Annotated in this window: 12 protein-coding genes; all 12 read left to right on the forward strand. The window is 43.6% G+C overall.

Annotated elements, in window-relative coordinates:
• Nucleotides 1–505 precede the first annotated feature (505 nt).
• Nucleotides 506–922, forward strand: a complete 417-nt coding sequence (locus V6668_RS02435; RefSeq protein WP_017690978.1) for a pyridoxamine 5'-phosphate oxidase family protein — start codon at nucleotides 506–508, stop codon at nucleotides 920–922.
• Between the two features lie 477 nt (nucleotides 923–1399).
• A complete protein-coding gene (locus V6668_RS02440; protein ID WP_422395238.1) occupies nucleotides 1400–3676 on the forward strand; it encodes a bifunctional 2',3'-cyclic-nucleotide 2'-phosphodiesterase/3'-nucleotidase in 2277 nt (758 codons plus the stop codon).
• A 212-nt stretch (nucleotides 3677–3888) separates the two neighbouring features.
• Entirely contained in the window at nucleotides 3889–4947 is a 1059-nt protein-coding gene (locus V6668_RS02445) for an EAL domain-containing protein (RefSeq protein ID WP_338707639.1), read from the forward strand.
• Between the two features lie 172 nt (nucleotides 4948–5119).
• Nucleotides 5120–7213: a methyl-accepting chemotaxis protein gene (locus V6668_RS02450; RefSeq protein ID WP_338707640.1), complete on the forward strand. Its 2094-nt coding sequence runs from the start codon at nucleotides 5120–5122 to the stop codon at nucleotides 7211–7213.
• A gap of 180 nt (nucleotides 7214–7393) precedes the next feature.
• A complete protein-coding gene (locus V6668_RS02455) occupies nucleotides 7394–8686 on the forward strand; it encodes an arsenic transporter (protein WP_076319512.1) in 1293 nt (430 codons plus the stop codon).
• A gap of 307 nt (nucleotides 8687–8993) precedes the next feature.
• A complete protein-coding gene (locus V6668_RS02460; RefSeq protein WP_036616775.1) occupies nucleotides 8994–10859 on the forward strand; it encodes a BglG family transcription antiterminator in 1866 nt (621 codons plus the stop codon).
• A 17-nt stretch (nucleotides 10860–10876) separates the two neighbouring features.
• The gene (locus V6668_RS02465) at nucleotides 10877–11755 is read left to right on the forward strand and encodes a ketose-bisphosphate aldolase (protein ID WP_036673204.1); all 879 of its coding nucleotides are present in this window, start codon (nucleotides 10877–10879) and stop codon (nucleotides 11753–11755) included.
• 15 nt (nucleotides 11756–11770) lie between these two features.
• Complete coding sequence (locus tag V6668_RS02470) at nucleotides 11771–13696, forward strand: PTS fructose transporter subunit IIABC (protein WP_051449908.1); 1926 nt, start codon at nucleotides 11771–11773, stop codon at nucleotides 13694–13696.
• Nucleotides 13697–14183: 487 nt separating this feature from the next.
• Nucleotides 14184–15110 (forward strand): phosphate ABC transporter substrate-binding protein PstS family protein, encoded by a 927-nt coding sequence (locus tag V6668_RS02475; protein ID WP_036673206.1) that lies wholly within the window; start codon nucleotides 14184–14186, stop codon nucleotides 15108–15110.
• A 115-nt stretch (nucleotides 15111–15225) separates the two neighbouring features.
• Complete coding sequence (gene pstC, locus V6668_RS02480; protein WP_017690972.1) at nucleotides 15226–16161, forward strand: phosphate ABC transporter permease subunit PstC; 936 nt, start codon at nucleotides 15226–15228, stop codon at nucleotides 16159–16161.
• Nucleotides 16162–16163: 2 nt separating this feature from the next.
• Nucleotides 16164–17051 (forward strand): phosphate ABC transporter permease PstA, encoded by an 888-nt coding sequence (gene pstA, locus V6668_RS02485; protein WP_036673245.1) that lies wholly within the window; start codon nucleotides 16164–16166, stop codon nucleotides 17049–17051.
• A gap of 12 nt (nucleotides 17052–17063) precedes the next feature.
• Nucleotides 17064–17819: a phosphate ABC transporter ATP-binding protein PstB gene (gene pstB, locus V6668_RS02490; RefSeq protein WP_036616781.1), complete on the forward strand. Its 756-nt coding sequence runs from the start codon at nucleotides 17064–17066 to the stop codon at nucleotides 17817–17819.
• The last annotated feature ends 165 nt before the right edge of the window (nucleotides 17820–17984 follow it).

Here is a 17984-nt window from a genome sequence, read left to right on the forward strand (position 1 = left end):
AAAAGCATTTGCATTAAGCTGTCTATAGTAATACGAGAATAATGAGCTGTCATTAAACACAAAGAGGTAGTAACAACTACACTTCTCTTGTACTTTTTATTATCCACCCTTAATTGGGAGAACGGTAGACGTAGTGGAGGGGACGGAATCGATTCTGAGGAAGCGAAGTGTCTGCTGGTATCCTGGATTTTCACTTGTATATCCATTGAATTAAACATTTACACGATAACGGAGAGGACAGAAGAAACCTGAAAAAGCGAAGCCGTCGCCTTTATCACCGGATTTTTCCCTTGAGAAAAGGGAATCAAAAAAAATCTGGGGATAACAGCGATTGGAAGGTTATTCTGTCATCGTAGTGTCAGTGTAAATCGTCTTTAATCCAATGTATACGATGAAGAGATCAGGATCATTGCGAGATAACAGCGATCCAAAGAACGATCCGTACCCGCAACGCCCTTCTACATAGTCCTTCCAACATCCCCCCAAACCGAAAGGAGCACTTCCCATGAACCAGACTGAATTGGAACAAAACATTGTAAAAGCATTGGAAAATAACCCGTTTTGCAGCTTCTCCACTGTGGAGAATGGTAAACCAAAATCCCGCTATATGGCGCTTTTCAACGATGGACTGAACATTCATCTGGCAACGAACCGCCGTACACACAAAGTAGAGGAACTGGAGAATAATCCGAATGTTAGCCTGCTACTAGGTTATGAGGCTGGTGGTTCCAAGGAAGTAGTTGAGATTGAAGGAACCTGTGAAGTGACAAAGAACGAAGGCTTGCGTGAGCAAGTGTGGAACGATGAACTGAAGGCGTGGTTCGATGGACCTAATGATCCGAACTATGTCATTCTGGACATCACCCCGGCTCGTATCGAATATACAGGGAAAGATCATGAACATCATGTGTGGGAACAATAATCCGAATATGAACATAACCTCTGCAAAGTAGCGTCCTTATGCGAAAATACGCGCAGAGTTTAATCCAACCGTGAAAGCCATTAAGGTTTCACGGTTTTTGGTATGGATGAATAACGCTGAATTGGATATACATGTAAGGCACATGTAATATACGTATTTCAAAGATAATAGGCACTAAATACCTACTAAAATGTTGAAAAAAATGTCGAAATCACGCATGATAATGTAAACTTACCTAGGTATGTGCGGGTAATGTAAAAAATAATGCTTTTCAATGGCTGAACATTGCGTTATGATTTGGAATGTAAACGACAAGCACAGACATAAATAGATGTTCATGTGAGATAAACTTACCTGAAATTCCGATGCATGTCATCAGAGCGTCAGTACGCACAACCCATGAAATCTATCTTTTTTCTGCGCTCTTCGTTTGCCCATTAATGCATGATTCAATGTACATAACCGGGAGGGGTTATTTTGAAAATGAGAAAAAAAGTATTATCAAGCCTGACTGCCGCTTTGGTTGCATTAAACGTGCTTGCGGTATTTCCGGTACCTGTGTCGGCTGCGGATGCTGCCAAAGTTAAACTGCGGATCATGGAGACCACAGACATTCATACCAATCTGGTTAACTATGATTATTATTCCGACAAAGAGACAGACCAATATGGACTCGCCAAAACAGCAACACTGATTAAGAAAGCCCGTGACGAAGCGAAGAACAGCCTGCTGTTTGATAACGGGGATCTAATTCAGGGGAATCCGCTGGGAGACTACACTGCCAAAATTGATCCATTGAAAAAGGGTGAGACTCACCCTGTATATAAAGCGATGAATCTGCTCGATTATGATGCAGGTAACATCGGTAACCATGAGTTCAACTATGGTCTGGACTTCCTGGACATGACGCTGGAGGGAGCAAACTTCCCTTACATTAATGCCAATGTTTATGTAGACGATGGTGATGATGATGAGACAAATGACAAGAACTATTTCACACCGTATGAGATTTTGGATAAAAAAGTAACGGATGAGACTGGCAAAGAACATACGATCAAAGTAGGTGTGATCGGATTTGTACCGCCACAAATCATGCAATGGGACAGCGCTAATCTTGAAGGTAAGGTCATCGCCAAAGACATTATTGCTACTGCGAAAAAATTCATTCCTGAAATGAAAGCCAAAGGTGCCGACATTATTGTAGCTATTCCTCACTCCGGATTTGAGGAAATTCCTCAAACGGATCTGATGGAGAACTCTGTTCTGTATCTGAGCCAAGTTGAAGGCATTAATGCTATTCTGTTTGGACATGCCCACAAAGTGTTCCCAAGTGCTGATTTTTCCGGCAAAAAAGGGGTAGACCTGGAGAAGGGCACCATTAACGGCGTTCCTGCTGTAGAGCCAGGATTCTGGGGGGATCACCTGGGGATTATTGATCTGGATCTAGAACAAGTGGATGGCAAATGGAAAGTGGTCGATTCCAAAACGGAAGCACGCCCAATCTATGACACAGCCAACAAAAAACCACTGGTAGAGGCTGATCAGGACATCATTGATGCGGTTCATGAAGAGCATGAAGGTACATTGGAGTATGTTCGTGGTCCGGTGGGCGAAACGACTGCACCCATCAACAGCTTCTTCGCTCTGGTTCAGGATGATCCATCCATTCAGATCGTAACGAATGCACAGAAATGGTATGTCGAAAAACATATGCAAGGTACGGAATATGAGAAAATCCCTGTATTGTCCGCAGGTGCACCGTTCAAAGCCGGTGGACGTTCAGGCGCTTCGTATTACACGAATATTCCTAAAGGCACCATTGCCATCAAAAACGTTGCTGACCTGTACGTGTATCCAAATACGGTACATGCTGTAATGGTTAACGGCGCAGAACTGAAAGAATGGCTGGAATGGTCTGCAGGCCAGTTCAACCAGATCGACCCGGCTAAAGGTGGACAACAACAACTGATCAACAATGACTTCCCAACGTACAACTTCGATGTTATCGATGGTGTAACGTATCAGATTGATGTGACACAACCAGCCAAGTATGACGGCAAAGCAACCGTTGTAAATGCATCGGCAAGCCGGATCAAGGATCTGAGCTTTAACGGTAAACCGATTGACCCAGCGCAAAAATTCATCGTAGCGACAAATAACTACCGTGCTTCTTCGTCCAAGCTGGCTAACCCGGACGGTAAACGTATCGTTCTGGCTGCACCGGATGAGAACCGTCAAGTGATCATCGACTACATCCGTGAGAATAAAACGATTAATCCGGCAGCGGACGGCAACTGGTCCCTGGCACCAATTAAGCCATCTGCTGGGTTAACCGCAGCAGCGCTGAACGATCTTGAAGTTGTGTTTGCTTCTTCCCCGGATGCAAAAGATCTGGTTGAAGCAAACCCGGCGATGTCTTTCATTGGTACAAATGATGATGGTTTTGCTGAGTACGGCATGAAATTGACTGGAGAAGCAACAACAACAACTCCGAAACCAGGTACGGAGCCTGCTCCAACACCTACAAAGCCAACTAAACCTACGGAGCCGACTACTCCAACCAAACCAACGACCAAGCCACAGCCTGAGAAACCAGCGGGCGGCAAAGTGGTATATGTGGTGAAAAAAGGCGATAACTTGTACCGCATAGGTTTGAAATATGGTGTAGACTGGCGCAAGCTTGCGACAGCTAACCAAATCTCAAATGTGCATAACCTGAAAGTTGGACAGAAAATCTTGATTCCCGCTTCTTAAAGTTTAATAAGTTGAGGGAGACCGACAGTCATCAGACTGTCGGTCTTTTTTTCTGCAAATTTGAATATATTTGTTCCAAGAACCGTCATATAGGAAGTCATCAAAACAGTAGAGATTAATTTTAAGACCCATGATATAATATTTACAAACTTTGGGTATATACAAGTGAACATTAATGGACATGGAATCTAAATTGGCAAGGGGGGTCCTACATGAATTGCAGTGGCTGCAGTCCAATCTATCCTATAGAGGGCCAAGGTACCTTGTACTTGCGTCCCATTTCCCCCGCTTTGCTGGAAGCGCTACAAACGCCGGGAAGACTTATCGAGACGTCGGATGACATGATGTGGATGGATTTTTCGAATCTTGAGACGGTTCAGAATTTAATAAAAGAGATCGGCGAAATTGATCCGACATTACGTGATTCCCTAACCGTTCAGATTATGCCTATTTACGAACAGGCTAATGAAGAAAGCTGGATTAGTCTAACCATGCAGGAGTCCCGTTTCAAACATGCGGAGCTTGTTTCCATTATTCTGGAGCATCAATTCAGCAGTCATATGCAACCCATCGTTGATGCATCGGAGCAGATTATCGGATATGAGTTTTTGCTTCGTCCTGCTGAGAATGGAAAATTCTTCAGTTCCTATGAATTATTTGAAGTTGCGCGTGAGACCGGACTACATTCTTTTCTGGATCGATTGGCGCGTATTACTGCTATTGAGACCAGTGCTCTTTTTCTACCGCATGGTGTCAAACGCTTCGTAAATTTCCTGCCTTCCTCCATATACAATCCCGAATATTGTCTGACACATACGTTTGAAGCGATTGAACGCCTTTCGCTGGACCCTAAAGATTTTGTGTTTGAAGTCGTGGAAACAGAGCAGATTCATCATATGCCCATCTTGCAGCAAATATTTGAGGTATATCGTTCCCGTGGAATGTCGGTTGCGCTGGATGATGTGGGTGCCGGATATTCGACAATAGAGCTGATGAATCGGTTAGAACCGGATTTTGTCAAAATAGATCGAAGTCTTATTGACCGTTGTGATCAGGATTCGACCAAACAAGAGAAAATTCTTCACATTGTTGAGATGTCGAGTCGATTTGGAGGGCAAGTCCTTGCCGAGGGGATCGAACGGATGGAAGAGTTTGAATTCTGTCGTTCCATAGGTATTGAGCTTGCACAGGGCTACTATTTTGGTAAACCCTCGGCACAACCCCCAGGCGGTCCGTACTCTAATACTTCATCTATTTCATGGAATAATTAGTAACCTGTACCTTGTACAAGTCGCTTCTGATCAGAGGTGGCTTGTTTGGCGTGCCTGCACATTTTTCTCTCAAATAAATACCCTCATTTAGCCGATATATAAGATAAGCCTTTAGATTGATCCATACATACAAAGAAAGAGGGCATTTTTACATTTTGAGGGGGAGAAAGACATGAGTGAAACTCAGGATAATAAACCAATGAAAGCAGCGAAACCTGCCAAACCAAAACATAGTCAAAATAAAAAGAAGAAAAAGAAAGGTTTTGTCTGGAATATAAGGAACAAACTATTGGTCTCCTTCCTGGCCGTTCTACTCCTGCCAAGCTTGGCAGTCGGCTTAATCACACTAACGATGGCTGAAGATGGCGTACAAGGACAATTAGTGGATAGTGCCATGCAAAGTGTGAGCACTGCCAATACCATTGTAGAAAGCCAAGTGAATTACAAGATTCATGACATTAACTATTTCGCGGATGCTCTTGATCCGACCCTGATCAAAGGGGAGAACGATAGTCCCGAGCTTCAGTTGAAACTGGAGCAATATCTGGGCTTGCATCCCGATGCCATGAATATTTTTGTAGGAACAACAGACGGAGTCATGGTTCGAGGTAAACCAACAGCGAGCAGCACACGGGGAGATGCATATGATCCCAGGGAGCGGGAGTGGTACAAACTAGCGATGGAAAAGCCAGGTACAGCTGTTGTATCAGCTGTATCTGTTAATACCGATGGTGTTGCAGTTGTGTTTATCTCCAAAACATTAAAGGATCAATCCGGTGTCATCGGTTTATCTCTGGACCTGACAGACCTGCAAGAGCAGACATCCATTAAGGTGGGCAAAGAAGGCTACGTCATTATTATGGATGCAAACAAAAACTATGTTGTATCCCCTGTAGCAGATGCAGGTACGCCGGAAACGAGTGGCTTGCTGGATGAGATGTATGAAGGTCCAGAAGGTCAATTCGATTACGTGTTCAACGATCAGCCGAAGATGATGATTTTTTCAACAAATGAAGCAACAGGCTGGAAAATTGCAGGCACGATGCTCAAGAGTGAAGTAACTAATGCAAGTAAGGATATTCGCATGGCCACATTTATTGTTATTCTGGCGGCTACGTTCCTTACGCTCCTCTTTATTATATGGTTTACACGCTCCATGCTGCGTCCAATTAAACGACTGCAGGAATCTGCCAGAGCCGTAAGTAAAGGTGACTTGACCGTGAAAATGGAAACAGGGCGTAAAGATGAAGTCGGAGAACTTGCAAAGTATTTTGAACGTATGGTCGATAACCTTCGAATGATGATTCTGGGCGTGCAGGAAACGACAGAGCAGGTATCAGCTTCTTCTCAAGAGTTGTCTGCTAGTGCAGAACAAACCACCAAAGCGATTGAACATTCAACACAGGCCATTCAGGAACTGGCTGAAGGTGCAGAGCAGCAGGTAAACAGCGTGAAAGACGGATCGGGACAGATGAGCCGAATGGCAGAAGATGTTCGAATGATGTCCGAGCGTGTACAGTCGATTACGGCGAATATGCGGCATACGTCCGGAGCGGCTTCGTCTGGGAATGAGGCAGCAGGACAGGCTGTGGAGCAGATGAACAGTATCCAGGAAACGGTGGAGCAGCTTGGGACGGTGGTTCAATCTCTGAATGCACGTTCCGTTGAGATTGGTAGCATGGTTGACGTCATTGCATCCATCTCCAAACAAACGAACTTGCTCGCATTAAATGCTTCTATTGAAGCGGCAAGAGCGGGGGATGCGGGGCGTGGGTTTGCAGTTGTAGCCGGTGAGGTACGCAAACTGGCAGAGGAATCCGGAAGTTCGGCAGCGCAGATCGGTGAGGTGGTTCATAATATCCGTCAGGACATGGATGCCGCTCTAATCGCTATGAATGCGGCTCAGACTCGGGTAGGAGAAGGAATTCAGGCCGTGAATACGTCAGGACAATCCTTTGCTCAGATTCGGGAGGCGGTGGAAGATGCTGTTCATACATTGGATGACTTGTCCGCAACAACGAAGCAACTGGAGAGTGGTGCATCCCACGTTGCCAAGGCGATGAGTGATATTTCGAATGTGACCCAGGAATCGGCTGCGAATACAGAATCCGTGTCGGCATCTTCACAAGAACAACTGGCATCGGTAGAAGAGATTGCATCCTCCTCGGCACATCTGAATAGCATGGCGGAACAATTACAAGGACTGCTTGGCATGTTCAAGATGGTGGAGGATACACCGAAGGATAAGGGTAACGATAAATCCTAACATTGGAACACCATAACTTACCACACATTTTATATTAAAAGAAAATAAAGATAGACAATATTCCTGTTGCCCTGTATAAATATATCGTCTGGTCATTCCGCGCATAGAGCGGTGTAATCTTACAGTATAAGATTGAATTAACGAAATAATATATTGATACAGGGTACAGCAGGAGGCTCTATGGTATACGTAGCAATACTGATTTTTGTAGTAACGATCACCTTGGTGATCTGGCAACCTCGTGGATTGGGTATCGGTTGGACTGCCTCGGGTGGAGCATTGCTTGCTCTGTTATGTGGAGTTGTTAGCTTAAACGATGCCTCGGATGTAGCATCCATTGTATGGAATGCAACGCTAGCCTTTGTTGGCATTATTATGATTTCTCTCATTCTCGACGAGACGGGTTTCTTCGAATGGGCTGCCCTTCATATGGCAAGGCTGGCTGGAGGAGACGGTCGCAGACTGTTCTTCTACTCCATTCTGCTGGGAGCCGCGGTGTCTGCCTTGTTCGCGAATGACGGTGCCGCGCTCATTCTGACGCCAATTGTGCTGGCAATGGTGCGTGCATTGAAGTTTGATGAGCGCATGGTGTTGGCTTTTGTGATGGCGAGTGGGTTTATCGCCGATACCACGTCGTTACCGCTGGTCGTTAGCAATCTGGTTAACATTGTGTCGGCCGATTTCTTTGGTATTACATTTGTGGAGTATGCGGTACGCATGGTTGTGCCCAATCTGTTCTCAATCGTAGCGAGTACGGGGATGTTGTTTTTGTTCTATCGCAAAAGCATACCCCTTCGCTACGACATCTCCGCGGCACGTGACCCGAAGGAAGCGATCCGTGATCCACGGATGTTCCGAATCGCCTGGTTCATGCTTGGGCTGTTACTCGTGGCTTATGCATCTAGTGAGTTTCTGCCGATTCCCGTGTCGGTTATCGTTGGCTCTGTTGCGTTGCTGTTCGCTTTGTTGGCACGCAAGAGCGAGGCTGTTGATCTGAAACGGGTAATTAAGGAAGCGCCATGGTCGATTGTGGTGTTCTCGGTGGGCATGTATATTGTCGTATATGGACTGCGTAATGCAGGGTTAACGGATCATCTGAGCCGCTGGCTGGATGCCATAGCAGAGCATGGTCTGCTGGCTGCTTCGCTCGGGATGGGCATCATCGCTGCTGTGTTATCATCGGTGATGAACAATCTGCCGACCGTGTTGATTAACCTGCTAGCCATCCAGGGCACGCATACCGAAGGTATCATTCAAGAAGCATTGATCTATGCCAATGTCATTGGTTCCGACCTGGGTCCCAAAATGACCCCAATTGGATCACTTGCCACATTGCTGTGGCTGCACGTGTTGTCCCGCAAAGGTGTAAAGATTACATGGGGTTACTATTTCAAAGCAGGCATCGTCCTCACGATCCCAACATTGTTGATCACGTTGGCCGGATTGGCGTTGTGGCTCTGGATTTTAGGTTAGTGCAATCGTATTTTACATTTTCAACTAGCACAGACCGTTAAGTGTCTGGAGTAGGTAGTGTTGTACGGATCGCGCTTATTGTTATGGATGTAGTGGTACTATACACACAAACCAACCTTTTTAGAAGGTTGGTTTTTTTTGTTCTGTTTTCCTTCCCAAACGATTCTTAAATAGAATACTAACTTAGAATTTTAAAAAAGTGGGTATCATAAACGAATACACGATCACTTCCTAACTATTAGGAAAGAGTATAGGCTTGGTGGATATAAAGCGCTTGCATTAGTATGTGTGTAAGGAGGAAAGCCAAATGAGAAAACGTTACATTAAGCTATTAGAGCATTTAAAACAATCTGAGCATGATTTTGTGAGTGGAAGCGAATTAGCTAATCTATTTGATGTAACGACTAGAACGATTCGCAATGACATCAAAGAAATGAATGAAAATTATTTAGATAAAGCAATGATTATTGGCAATACTCGCAAAGGATACAAGTTAGTCGGGGATTTATCCAGCCTGTATAAAAATGAAGATGATGACGAAGAAAGAGCATTTCATATTATCAAAGCACTGTTATCGCAGACTGATTTTATTACGTATGAGGATCTGGCTAGAACGCTTTATTTTTCGACTCAAACGATCCGTAAAGACGTGCAAAAATTAGTGCAAACGATTCAAGCAGAAAAGCAGAACATCGAAATTGAAGCGATTATTTTCCAAGGTATCCGGCTTAAAGGAAGCGAAGTTGAGAAGCGGATTTTGCTCAAAAAACTAGTCACTACCGATTGTCTCAAACACATGCCGATAGACGAAGCACTGCAATACTATTTTGGCGATTGGTTCAACGAATCTTCTATTCATTTTATCTACGCTTGTATTGAAGAAGAGGTTGCCAAGTATAATTTATTGCTAAGTTTTCAAGAATTATTCTCGATCTGTGTGAATGTTTTGATCAGTCTTAAACGAGTAAGTCTTACACAAAAAATAACTGAACAGGATATGAGGTTGGATCATACAAGCTTTGAAGAATTAAAAATAGCCCAATCTATTCTGATCCGTCTGGCTCAAGAAATGGATATCCCTTTTGATGAATATGAGTATCAGTATTTAGGTTACCTGCTGATCGCATTGCAGATCTTACCTAAAAAAAATGAAGAAATCGGGCATGAACACGTGAATGAAATGGAACAAAAAATCAAATCAGTGATCCAAAAAGTTGGAGAGCAATATGGATTCATCAGCTACAAAAACCAAGAGTTACTTGATCGATTATTAGCTCATATTACCAAATCATTATATCCATTAAAGTATTATTTCCCTGTCGAAAATCCTTTTATTGCTCAAATAAAATCAGAATATACCAATGCTTATAATGTCGCAGTTGTGTTGGCAAAAGAATTGCAATTTTGCTTAAATATCAAAATACCCGAAAATGAAATCGGTTACTTGACGTTACACATAATGGGCATTATTGAGAACTCTCAAGATAACAGAAAACGTATTGCAATTATTTATGGCAAAAATCTATTAGTCGGCAAGCTATTGGAGCGTAAGATTAATCTCTATTTTCCGAATATTAGAATCGATAGTCTATTAGCTAATCATGAAATACATCTTCTTCCCGAAGAAATTGAAACGATTATCACAACGAGCGAGATTGCGGAACAACAGCAGTTAAATGTACAAAATATCATTCTGGTAAGTGAAATGATTACAAGTGATGATATGAAGAATATTTCGATTCAGTTAAATCGTGGACTACTCAAATATTATTTATCACCAGATGATGTTTTTTTCCTAAATGAAGACAATCCAATTGATTTGTTAAAAAAACTTACAGAACTAGGCGATATTCAGCATTTATATACCAGTATTGTGGAAAGAGAAAAAATGTCGAGTACCAATATTGGGAATTTGGTCGCGATGCCCCATCCATTTGATTGTGGAGATAACAAAAAACTACGTGTACTGGTAGCGATTAATAAGCAGAAAATGCTATGGGGTGATCAGATGGCGCAGATCATTTTTCTGTTTATTCCGCCGAAAAATCAGAAGGTGAATAACACCAAATTTTTCGAAGAAATTTACGATGTGTTTAAACAGACCAATATGACAGAAAAACTACTCCATATCACCAATTACGATGAATTTTTGGAAGTCTGGTCTTCCAAATAAATCTAGGAGGAATTCAAATGTTAATTAATATGAAAGATTTACTTAAAGTAGCGTATGAAAATAAATTTGCAGTCGGATCATTTAATGTAGCCAATAGCGAGTTCGTCAAAGTGGTCATTACAGCCGCAGAAGAGCAGAATTCGCCTGCAATTATGCAGATTCACCCGAATGAAATTGATTTAGTCACTGATGGGTTTATAGCTTATGTGCGAGAAGCGGCATCCAAGTCCAAAGTCCCGTTTGTTATTCATCTGGATCATGGAGCGACGATCAAAGATATTACGCGTTCGATTCGCAATGGGTATACATCAGTCATGATGGATGCATCTCATTTACCTTTTGAGGAGAATATTGCGGCAACCAAGGAAGCGGTTGAACTGGCTCATCTGGTCGATGTATCTGTAGAAGGTGAACTAGGTACAATTGGGAGTAATGAAGGCAGCTCGGAAGGTGGGGCTGACGAGATTTTGTATACGAATCCAGAAGAAGCGGCGATTTTTGTAGAACAAACAGGTATCGATACACTTGCTGTCGCTGTAGGTACTTCACATGGTATTTATCCTCAATCCAAAGATCATTCAATCAAAATCGATCGTTTAAAACAAATTCATGAAAAAGTAAAAATTCCGTTAGTGCTGCATGGTGGATCAGATAATCCTGATGAAGAGATTAGAGAAGCCGTGAAGCATGGGATAGCGAAGATCAATTTATCAACCGATATGAAGCGAGCATTCTACAACCAATTAAGAGCGACACTCGATGCGAATCCGAATGCATATGAACCGGATCAACTGATGCCTGAGGCGACCAAAGCGGCAACAGAACTGGTGAAGAAAAAAATGGATCTGTTCGGTTCTACGGGTAAAGCATCCCTTTATAAACTGGGAGAAATTTAAGAGGAGAGATCCATCATGAAGATTTCTAATGTCTTAAAACCAGAAAATATCATATTAGATGTCACCGCTACGACCAAAGCCGAATTAATAGATGAATTGTCGCAAAAGTTAAACGATAACGGCTATTTAAGCGATATTGAGCAATTTAAAAAAGATATCTGGGCACGTGAAGAACAGGTTCCTACAGAAGTGGGATTCGGAATAGCCATTCCACATGCCAAGTCTACTGGAGTACAGTCCCCTGCCATTATTATGGGCAGATCATTAAGCGGTATTGAATATAGTACCGAATCATGTAATTTATTTTTTATGATTGCAGTCGATCAAAGCTCTTCATCAGAACATTTGCAAACATTATCCAAAATTTCGACCTTTTTGATGGATGAACTATTTAGAGCGAAACTTATCCTTGCTCGAGATCAAGAAGAGATTGTCCGTTTATTTGAACAGGCAGAAGATCAAGATGCGCAGGCACTTCATAGTCCTAAAAAGCATGCTGGCAAAAAAGTGGTTGGAGTTACAGGTTGTCCTACAGGAATTGCCCATACGTTTATGGCCGCGGAAGCATTGAAAAATGCGGCCAAGGAACTCGGTGTACACATTAAAGTGCAAACCAATGGATCAACAGGTGTTGGAAATCAATTGACTCCTGAAGATATTGCTGAAGCTGATGGTATTATTGTGGCGGCAGATGTCAAAGTCGATATGGATGTTTTTGGCGATCGTCCAGTGATCAAAACCTCTGTCAAAAATGGAGTTCATCATGCACAAGAGTTAATTGAAGATGCGATTGCTGGAAAAGGTGTCGTTTTGAATCAAGGCAACAGTAATCTTAAAGAAGCAAAAGAAAAAACACGCTTAAAACAGCCTAAAATATACAGCCATATTATGAATGGTGTATCCTTTATGATTCCTTTTGTAGTGGCAGGCGGTATATTGATTGCGCTTTCGTTTATGTTTGGTATTCATGCGGCTGATCCAAATAGCCTGGATTATAATGCTTTCGCCGCTTTTTTAAGTACAGCAGGGGGTAGTGCTGCTTTTGCATTGATGGTTCCTGTATTAGCAGGGTATATTGCGTATAGTATTGCTGACCGTCCAGGATTGGCACCTGGTATGATTGGTGGGATGCTGGCAACTATTGGAGGTTCCGGCTTTTTGGGAGGTATGCTGGCTGGATTTATCGCCGGTTATACGATCATAGCTCTTAAAAAATTAGTCAAAGGCATTCCTGACTCACTGCAAAGCCTGTCACCTGTGCTGATCTTGCCATTAGTAGGTTCATTTATAACCGCCTTGATTATGTATTTTGTCATCAACAGTCCGATGGCTTGGATCAATGAGTCGTTACAAGGTTGGCTAAATGGTTTAACAGGTTCTAATGCTATTTTATTAGGAGCACTTCTGGCAGGAATGATGGCATCTGATATGGGAGGGCCGATTAACAAAACAGCATCTGCATTTGGACTGGCGATGTTCGCCAATCAAATCTTTGAACCTTCTGCTGCTCTGATGGTTGGAGGTATGGTTCCGCCACTGGGTATTGCATTAGCTACAACATTATTTAAGAATAAATTTTCAATCGAAGAACGTAATGCAGGCAAAGCCGCTTATATTATGGGTGCGTCGTTTATTACAGAAGCCGCGATTCCGTTTGCCGCAAATGATCCCTTGCGAGTTATTCCATCCAATATTGTAGGTGCAGCGATTGGTGGAGGAATGAGCATGGCTCTAGGTATTTCGTTACAAGCTCCTCACGGTGGAATCTTTGTTATTCCCATTGCGGCAAGTAATCCATTACTGTATATTGTCTGTATTTTAGTTGGTTCCATCATTACAGCTTGTATGATTGGATTGTTAAAGAAACCTGTATATCAACCAAAAAGTAATTCAAGCGACCCGTCAGATAAAAAAGCCTTAACAACTATGAAATCTGCATAAATTCTCTAACCACCTGGTGCCATGCACTGGCTGTGAGGCAGTTTTTGTTTGTTCTATATAACGGATTGATTCAATATCTACATTAAGTATTTACAGAAGGCCAGCCTTTTATAGGGCTGGCCTTTTTGCCTACTTCCCAGGCAGGAGATTGAAATGCCTGAGATCCAACGAGCGCTGACACAGCGAAGGGAACGGAACGATTGTGGAAAAGCGAAGCGTTCGCCTTTATCCCCGGATGTATTCCTTGAAAAAAGTAAATCATATAAATCCGGGGATAACAGCGATTGAAACAACGTCCGTTCCCGAAGCGGCCACTTCAGCGCAACTTGTCTCAGATGATTTTCAATATACAGCCGATATTTTTAACATTGCGTTTACAAAACACTGATTTTAAGATGACATACCGAAACTACAATGAGTAAAGAGTTGATGGTGAACAAACAAATTCACAAAACGCCATCACTACATTGGGGGAGGAAAACAAAACATGTTTAAAAAGTTGCCGTTTATTTTGATGACCTTAACGTTCGTACTGGTACTCGCAGCATGCGGATCGAAAAATGACGCTGGTACAGAGGGTGCCGCAAGCAATGGATCAGGAGAAGCTGCTACTGAGCTTAGCGGTAACATTCTGGCAGTCGGATCGACAGCATTGCTACCTCTGGTAGAACAAGCTGGACAGAAATTTATGGCAGTTGATGAATATAAGAACGTAACGGTTCAAGTTCAAGGTGGCGGTAGTGGTACTGGTTTGACACAAGTATCTGACGGACAAGCTACAATCGGTAACTCTGATGTATTTGCAGAAGAGAAACTGGAGGACGAAGCCAAAGTAAAAGAATTGGTTGACCATCAAGTAGCAGTAGTAGCTATGGCACCAGTTAGCAACAAAGATGCAGGTGTAGAAGATTTGACGAAGCAACAACTGATCGACATCTTCTCCGGTAAAGTAACAAACTGGAAAGACGTTGGCGGCGCGGATAAAGCAATTGTTATTGTAAACCGTCCGAGCAGTTCCGGTACTCGTGCAACTTTTGAGAAGTATGCATTGGGTGCAAAAATGGGTGATATCCAAGGTTCGATTCAAGAAGATTCTTCTGGTAACGTAAAAAAATTGGTATCTGAAACGCCAGGTGCTATTGGTTACCTCGCCTTGTCTTACTTGGATGACAGCTTGCAAGTGTTGAAATACGAAGGTGTAGAAGCAACAGTTGAGAACGTAGAAGCAGGAACTTATCCAGTATGGGCTTACGAGCACATGTACACAAAAGGTAAGCCAGATGCAGCAACACAAGCATTCCTGGACTACATCTTGAGTGACGAAATTCAACAAAACGACGTGACAGAACTGGGATACATTCCAATGTCAGGTATGAAAGTAAAACGCGATGCAGCAGGTAATGTGGTTGAGTAATCTTTGAACTTGCGCATACAGCGAAAGAGGCGGACTTAGGTCCCGCCTCTTTACGCGGTTTGCTCTAAAATAATCCCATATTTTGCATTAATTCTACTATAGAAGGATGGTTGTTATGGAACAGACCGAAGGGGGAACGGTAATGAATAACAAGTTGAAACCGCGCCGGCCCTTAAAAGAGAAACATTATTGGGAAGAGTGGACGGGACGGATCTATACGTCGATTTGTGTCGTTTTCCTGATCGTTGTCATGTTTTCCATTGTTTATTTTGTAGCGTCCAAGGGACTGTCCACATTTTTCCAAAATGGAATAAGCATCAGCGAATTCCTTGGTGGAAAAACGTGGAATCCGACCGGAGAACCTGCGTTCTACGGGGCATTACCGTTCATCACAGGTTCTTTCATTACAACCTTGCTTGCAGCATTGATCGCAAGTCCGCTTGGCCTGTGTGCAGCGCTCTTCATGACAGAGATTGTTCCGGGTAAAGGCAAAAAGATCTTGCAGCCTGCGATTGAACTCTTGTCCGGAATTCCATCCGTTGTATACGGATTTATCGGTCTGAGCGTCATCGTACCTTTGTTGCGTAGTATCTTTGGTGGAACAGGCGTCGGGATTGCAGCCGGATGTCTTGTTCTCGCGGTAATGATTCTTCCTACGGTGACAAGTATTATGGCAGATGCATTGTCCGCGTTGCCAAAAGGATTGCGTGAATCCTCCTATGCACTGGGTGCCACTCGCTGGCAAACCATCTACCGTGTCATTATTCCAACAACTTTGCCAGCTTTGTTGACAGGTGTCGTTTTGGGTATGGCCCGTGCCTTTGGTGAGGCTCTTGCTGTACAGATGGTTATCGGTAATGCACCGCATGTTCCAACATCCTTGCTCGAATCAGCTTCAACATTAACAAGTGTAATTACACTCAGCATGGGTAACACCACGATGGGTTCTGTTCATAACAATGCACTGTGGAGTATGGCGCTTGTCCTGTTGGTGATGACATTTGTCTTCGTCATTCTGGTTCGCCTGCTTGAAAGGAGAAACCGGGTATGAAAATGAAGGCAAAGACGGCAGATAAAATTGCAACATCCGTTATCGTTGTACTAGCCCTGTTCATTGTTATTCTATTGCTCGGTCTGCTTGGCTTCATCATGTATAGAGGCATTGGACATATTAGCTGGAACTTCCTTACAAGTGCACCACAGTTGCTTAAGGGTGGCGGCGGGATTGGTCCACAGCTCTTCAACTCCGTATTCTTGCTTGTTCTGACCTTGCTTGTTACCATTCCACTCGGATGGGGCGGCGGGATTTACATGGCGGAATACGCCAAACCAGGCAAGATTACCAGCTTCATTCGTCTGGTCGTTGAAGTATTGTCATCATTCCCATCCATCGTTATCGGTTTATTTGGTCTCTTGCTGCTAGTAAATCAATTTGGTCTTGGTTTCTCCCTGATCTCGGGTGCCTTGGCTCTGGCGATCTTTAACTTGCCACTGATGGTACGGACAACGGAGCAGGCCTTCCGGGCCGTTCCGAAGGAACAGAAAGAAGCAGGTCTGGCGCTTGGACTGTCCAAGTGGAAGATTATCACTTCGATTCTACTGCCTGTGGCATTGCCGAGTTTGATTACGGGTACGATCCTGGCATCGGGCCGGATCTTCGGTGAAGCAGCAGCGCTGATGTTCACCGCAGGTATGAGTAGTCCACCATTGGACTTTACAGATTGGAATCCGACGAGTCCAAGATCACCGCTTAACCCTTTCCGTCCGGCAGAGACACTTGCTGTCCATATCTGGAAAGTGAATAGTGAAGGTATTGGGCCAGATTCCAAAGAAGTGGCAGCAGGGGCATCCGCCGTGCTTGTCATTCTCGTGCTGGCGTTCAATCTAAGTGCACGCTGGATCGGTCGGGTTGTATTCCGCCGCATGACAGCTTCGAAATAAGGAGGAACCAACATGGCCATACCTTTTGGTACGGAACAGTTAAGCATATATTATGGACATTTCCAGGCGGTCAAGCAGATTAGCCTGACGTTTCCTGAAGCAAGCGTAACGGCTCTTATTGGGCCGTCTGGTTGCGGTAAATCCACGTTCCTCCGTTCGCTGAACCGGATGAACGACGAGATTGCCGGTTCCCGTACAGAGGGACATATCTGGATGGACGGTAACGATCTGAATGAGCCTGGAACCGATGTAATCAAGCTTCGCCAGAAGATTGGCATGGTGTGGCAGAAGCCAAATCCTTTTCATAAGTCCATCTACAACAATATCGCGTTTGGCCCCCGCTACCGTGGTACGAAGAGTAAGAAGGCACTGGATGAAATTGTGGAAAAAAGCTTGCGCCGTGCTGCGCTCTGGGACGAAGTGAAAGACAGACTGCATGAGTCAGCTCTGTCTCTCTCTGGCGGACAACAGCAGCGCCTATGTATCGCTCGCGCTTTATCTGTTGAACCACAGATTCTGTTGCTCGATGAGCCAGCATCTGCACTTGACCCGGTATCTACGGGTAAAGTTGAAGAGTTGATTACCGAGCTCAAGAAGGAGCTACGGATCGTTATTGTTACCCATAACATGCAGCAGGCGGCACGAATCTCGGATTACACAGCTTATTTCTATCTGGGAAGCATGATTGAGCACGGGGATACGGAGCATATTTTCACGAACCCGGACAATCGTCTGACGCAAGAATACATTATGGGTCGTTTCGGTTAATTGGATCATGGAGTGTAACATAGAGTAATAGACAAAGAGATTAAGAAATAATAGAGACAAAAGAAAGCACAATGCCTGGACGGTTGTTCGGGGGTTGTGCTTTTTTAATTTATAATTTTAGTGGGATTTTCTGTATGCGGGATAAACATTATGCTACGATATTTA

Origin of the sequence: Paenibacillus amylolyticus (genome assembly GCF_036894225.1) — a bacterium.
Lineage (GTDB): Bacteria > Bacillota > Bacilli > Paenibacillales > Paenibacillaceae > Paenibacillus > Paenibacillus amylolyticus.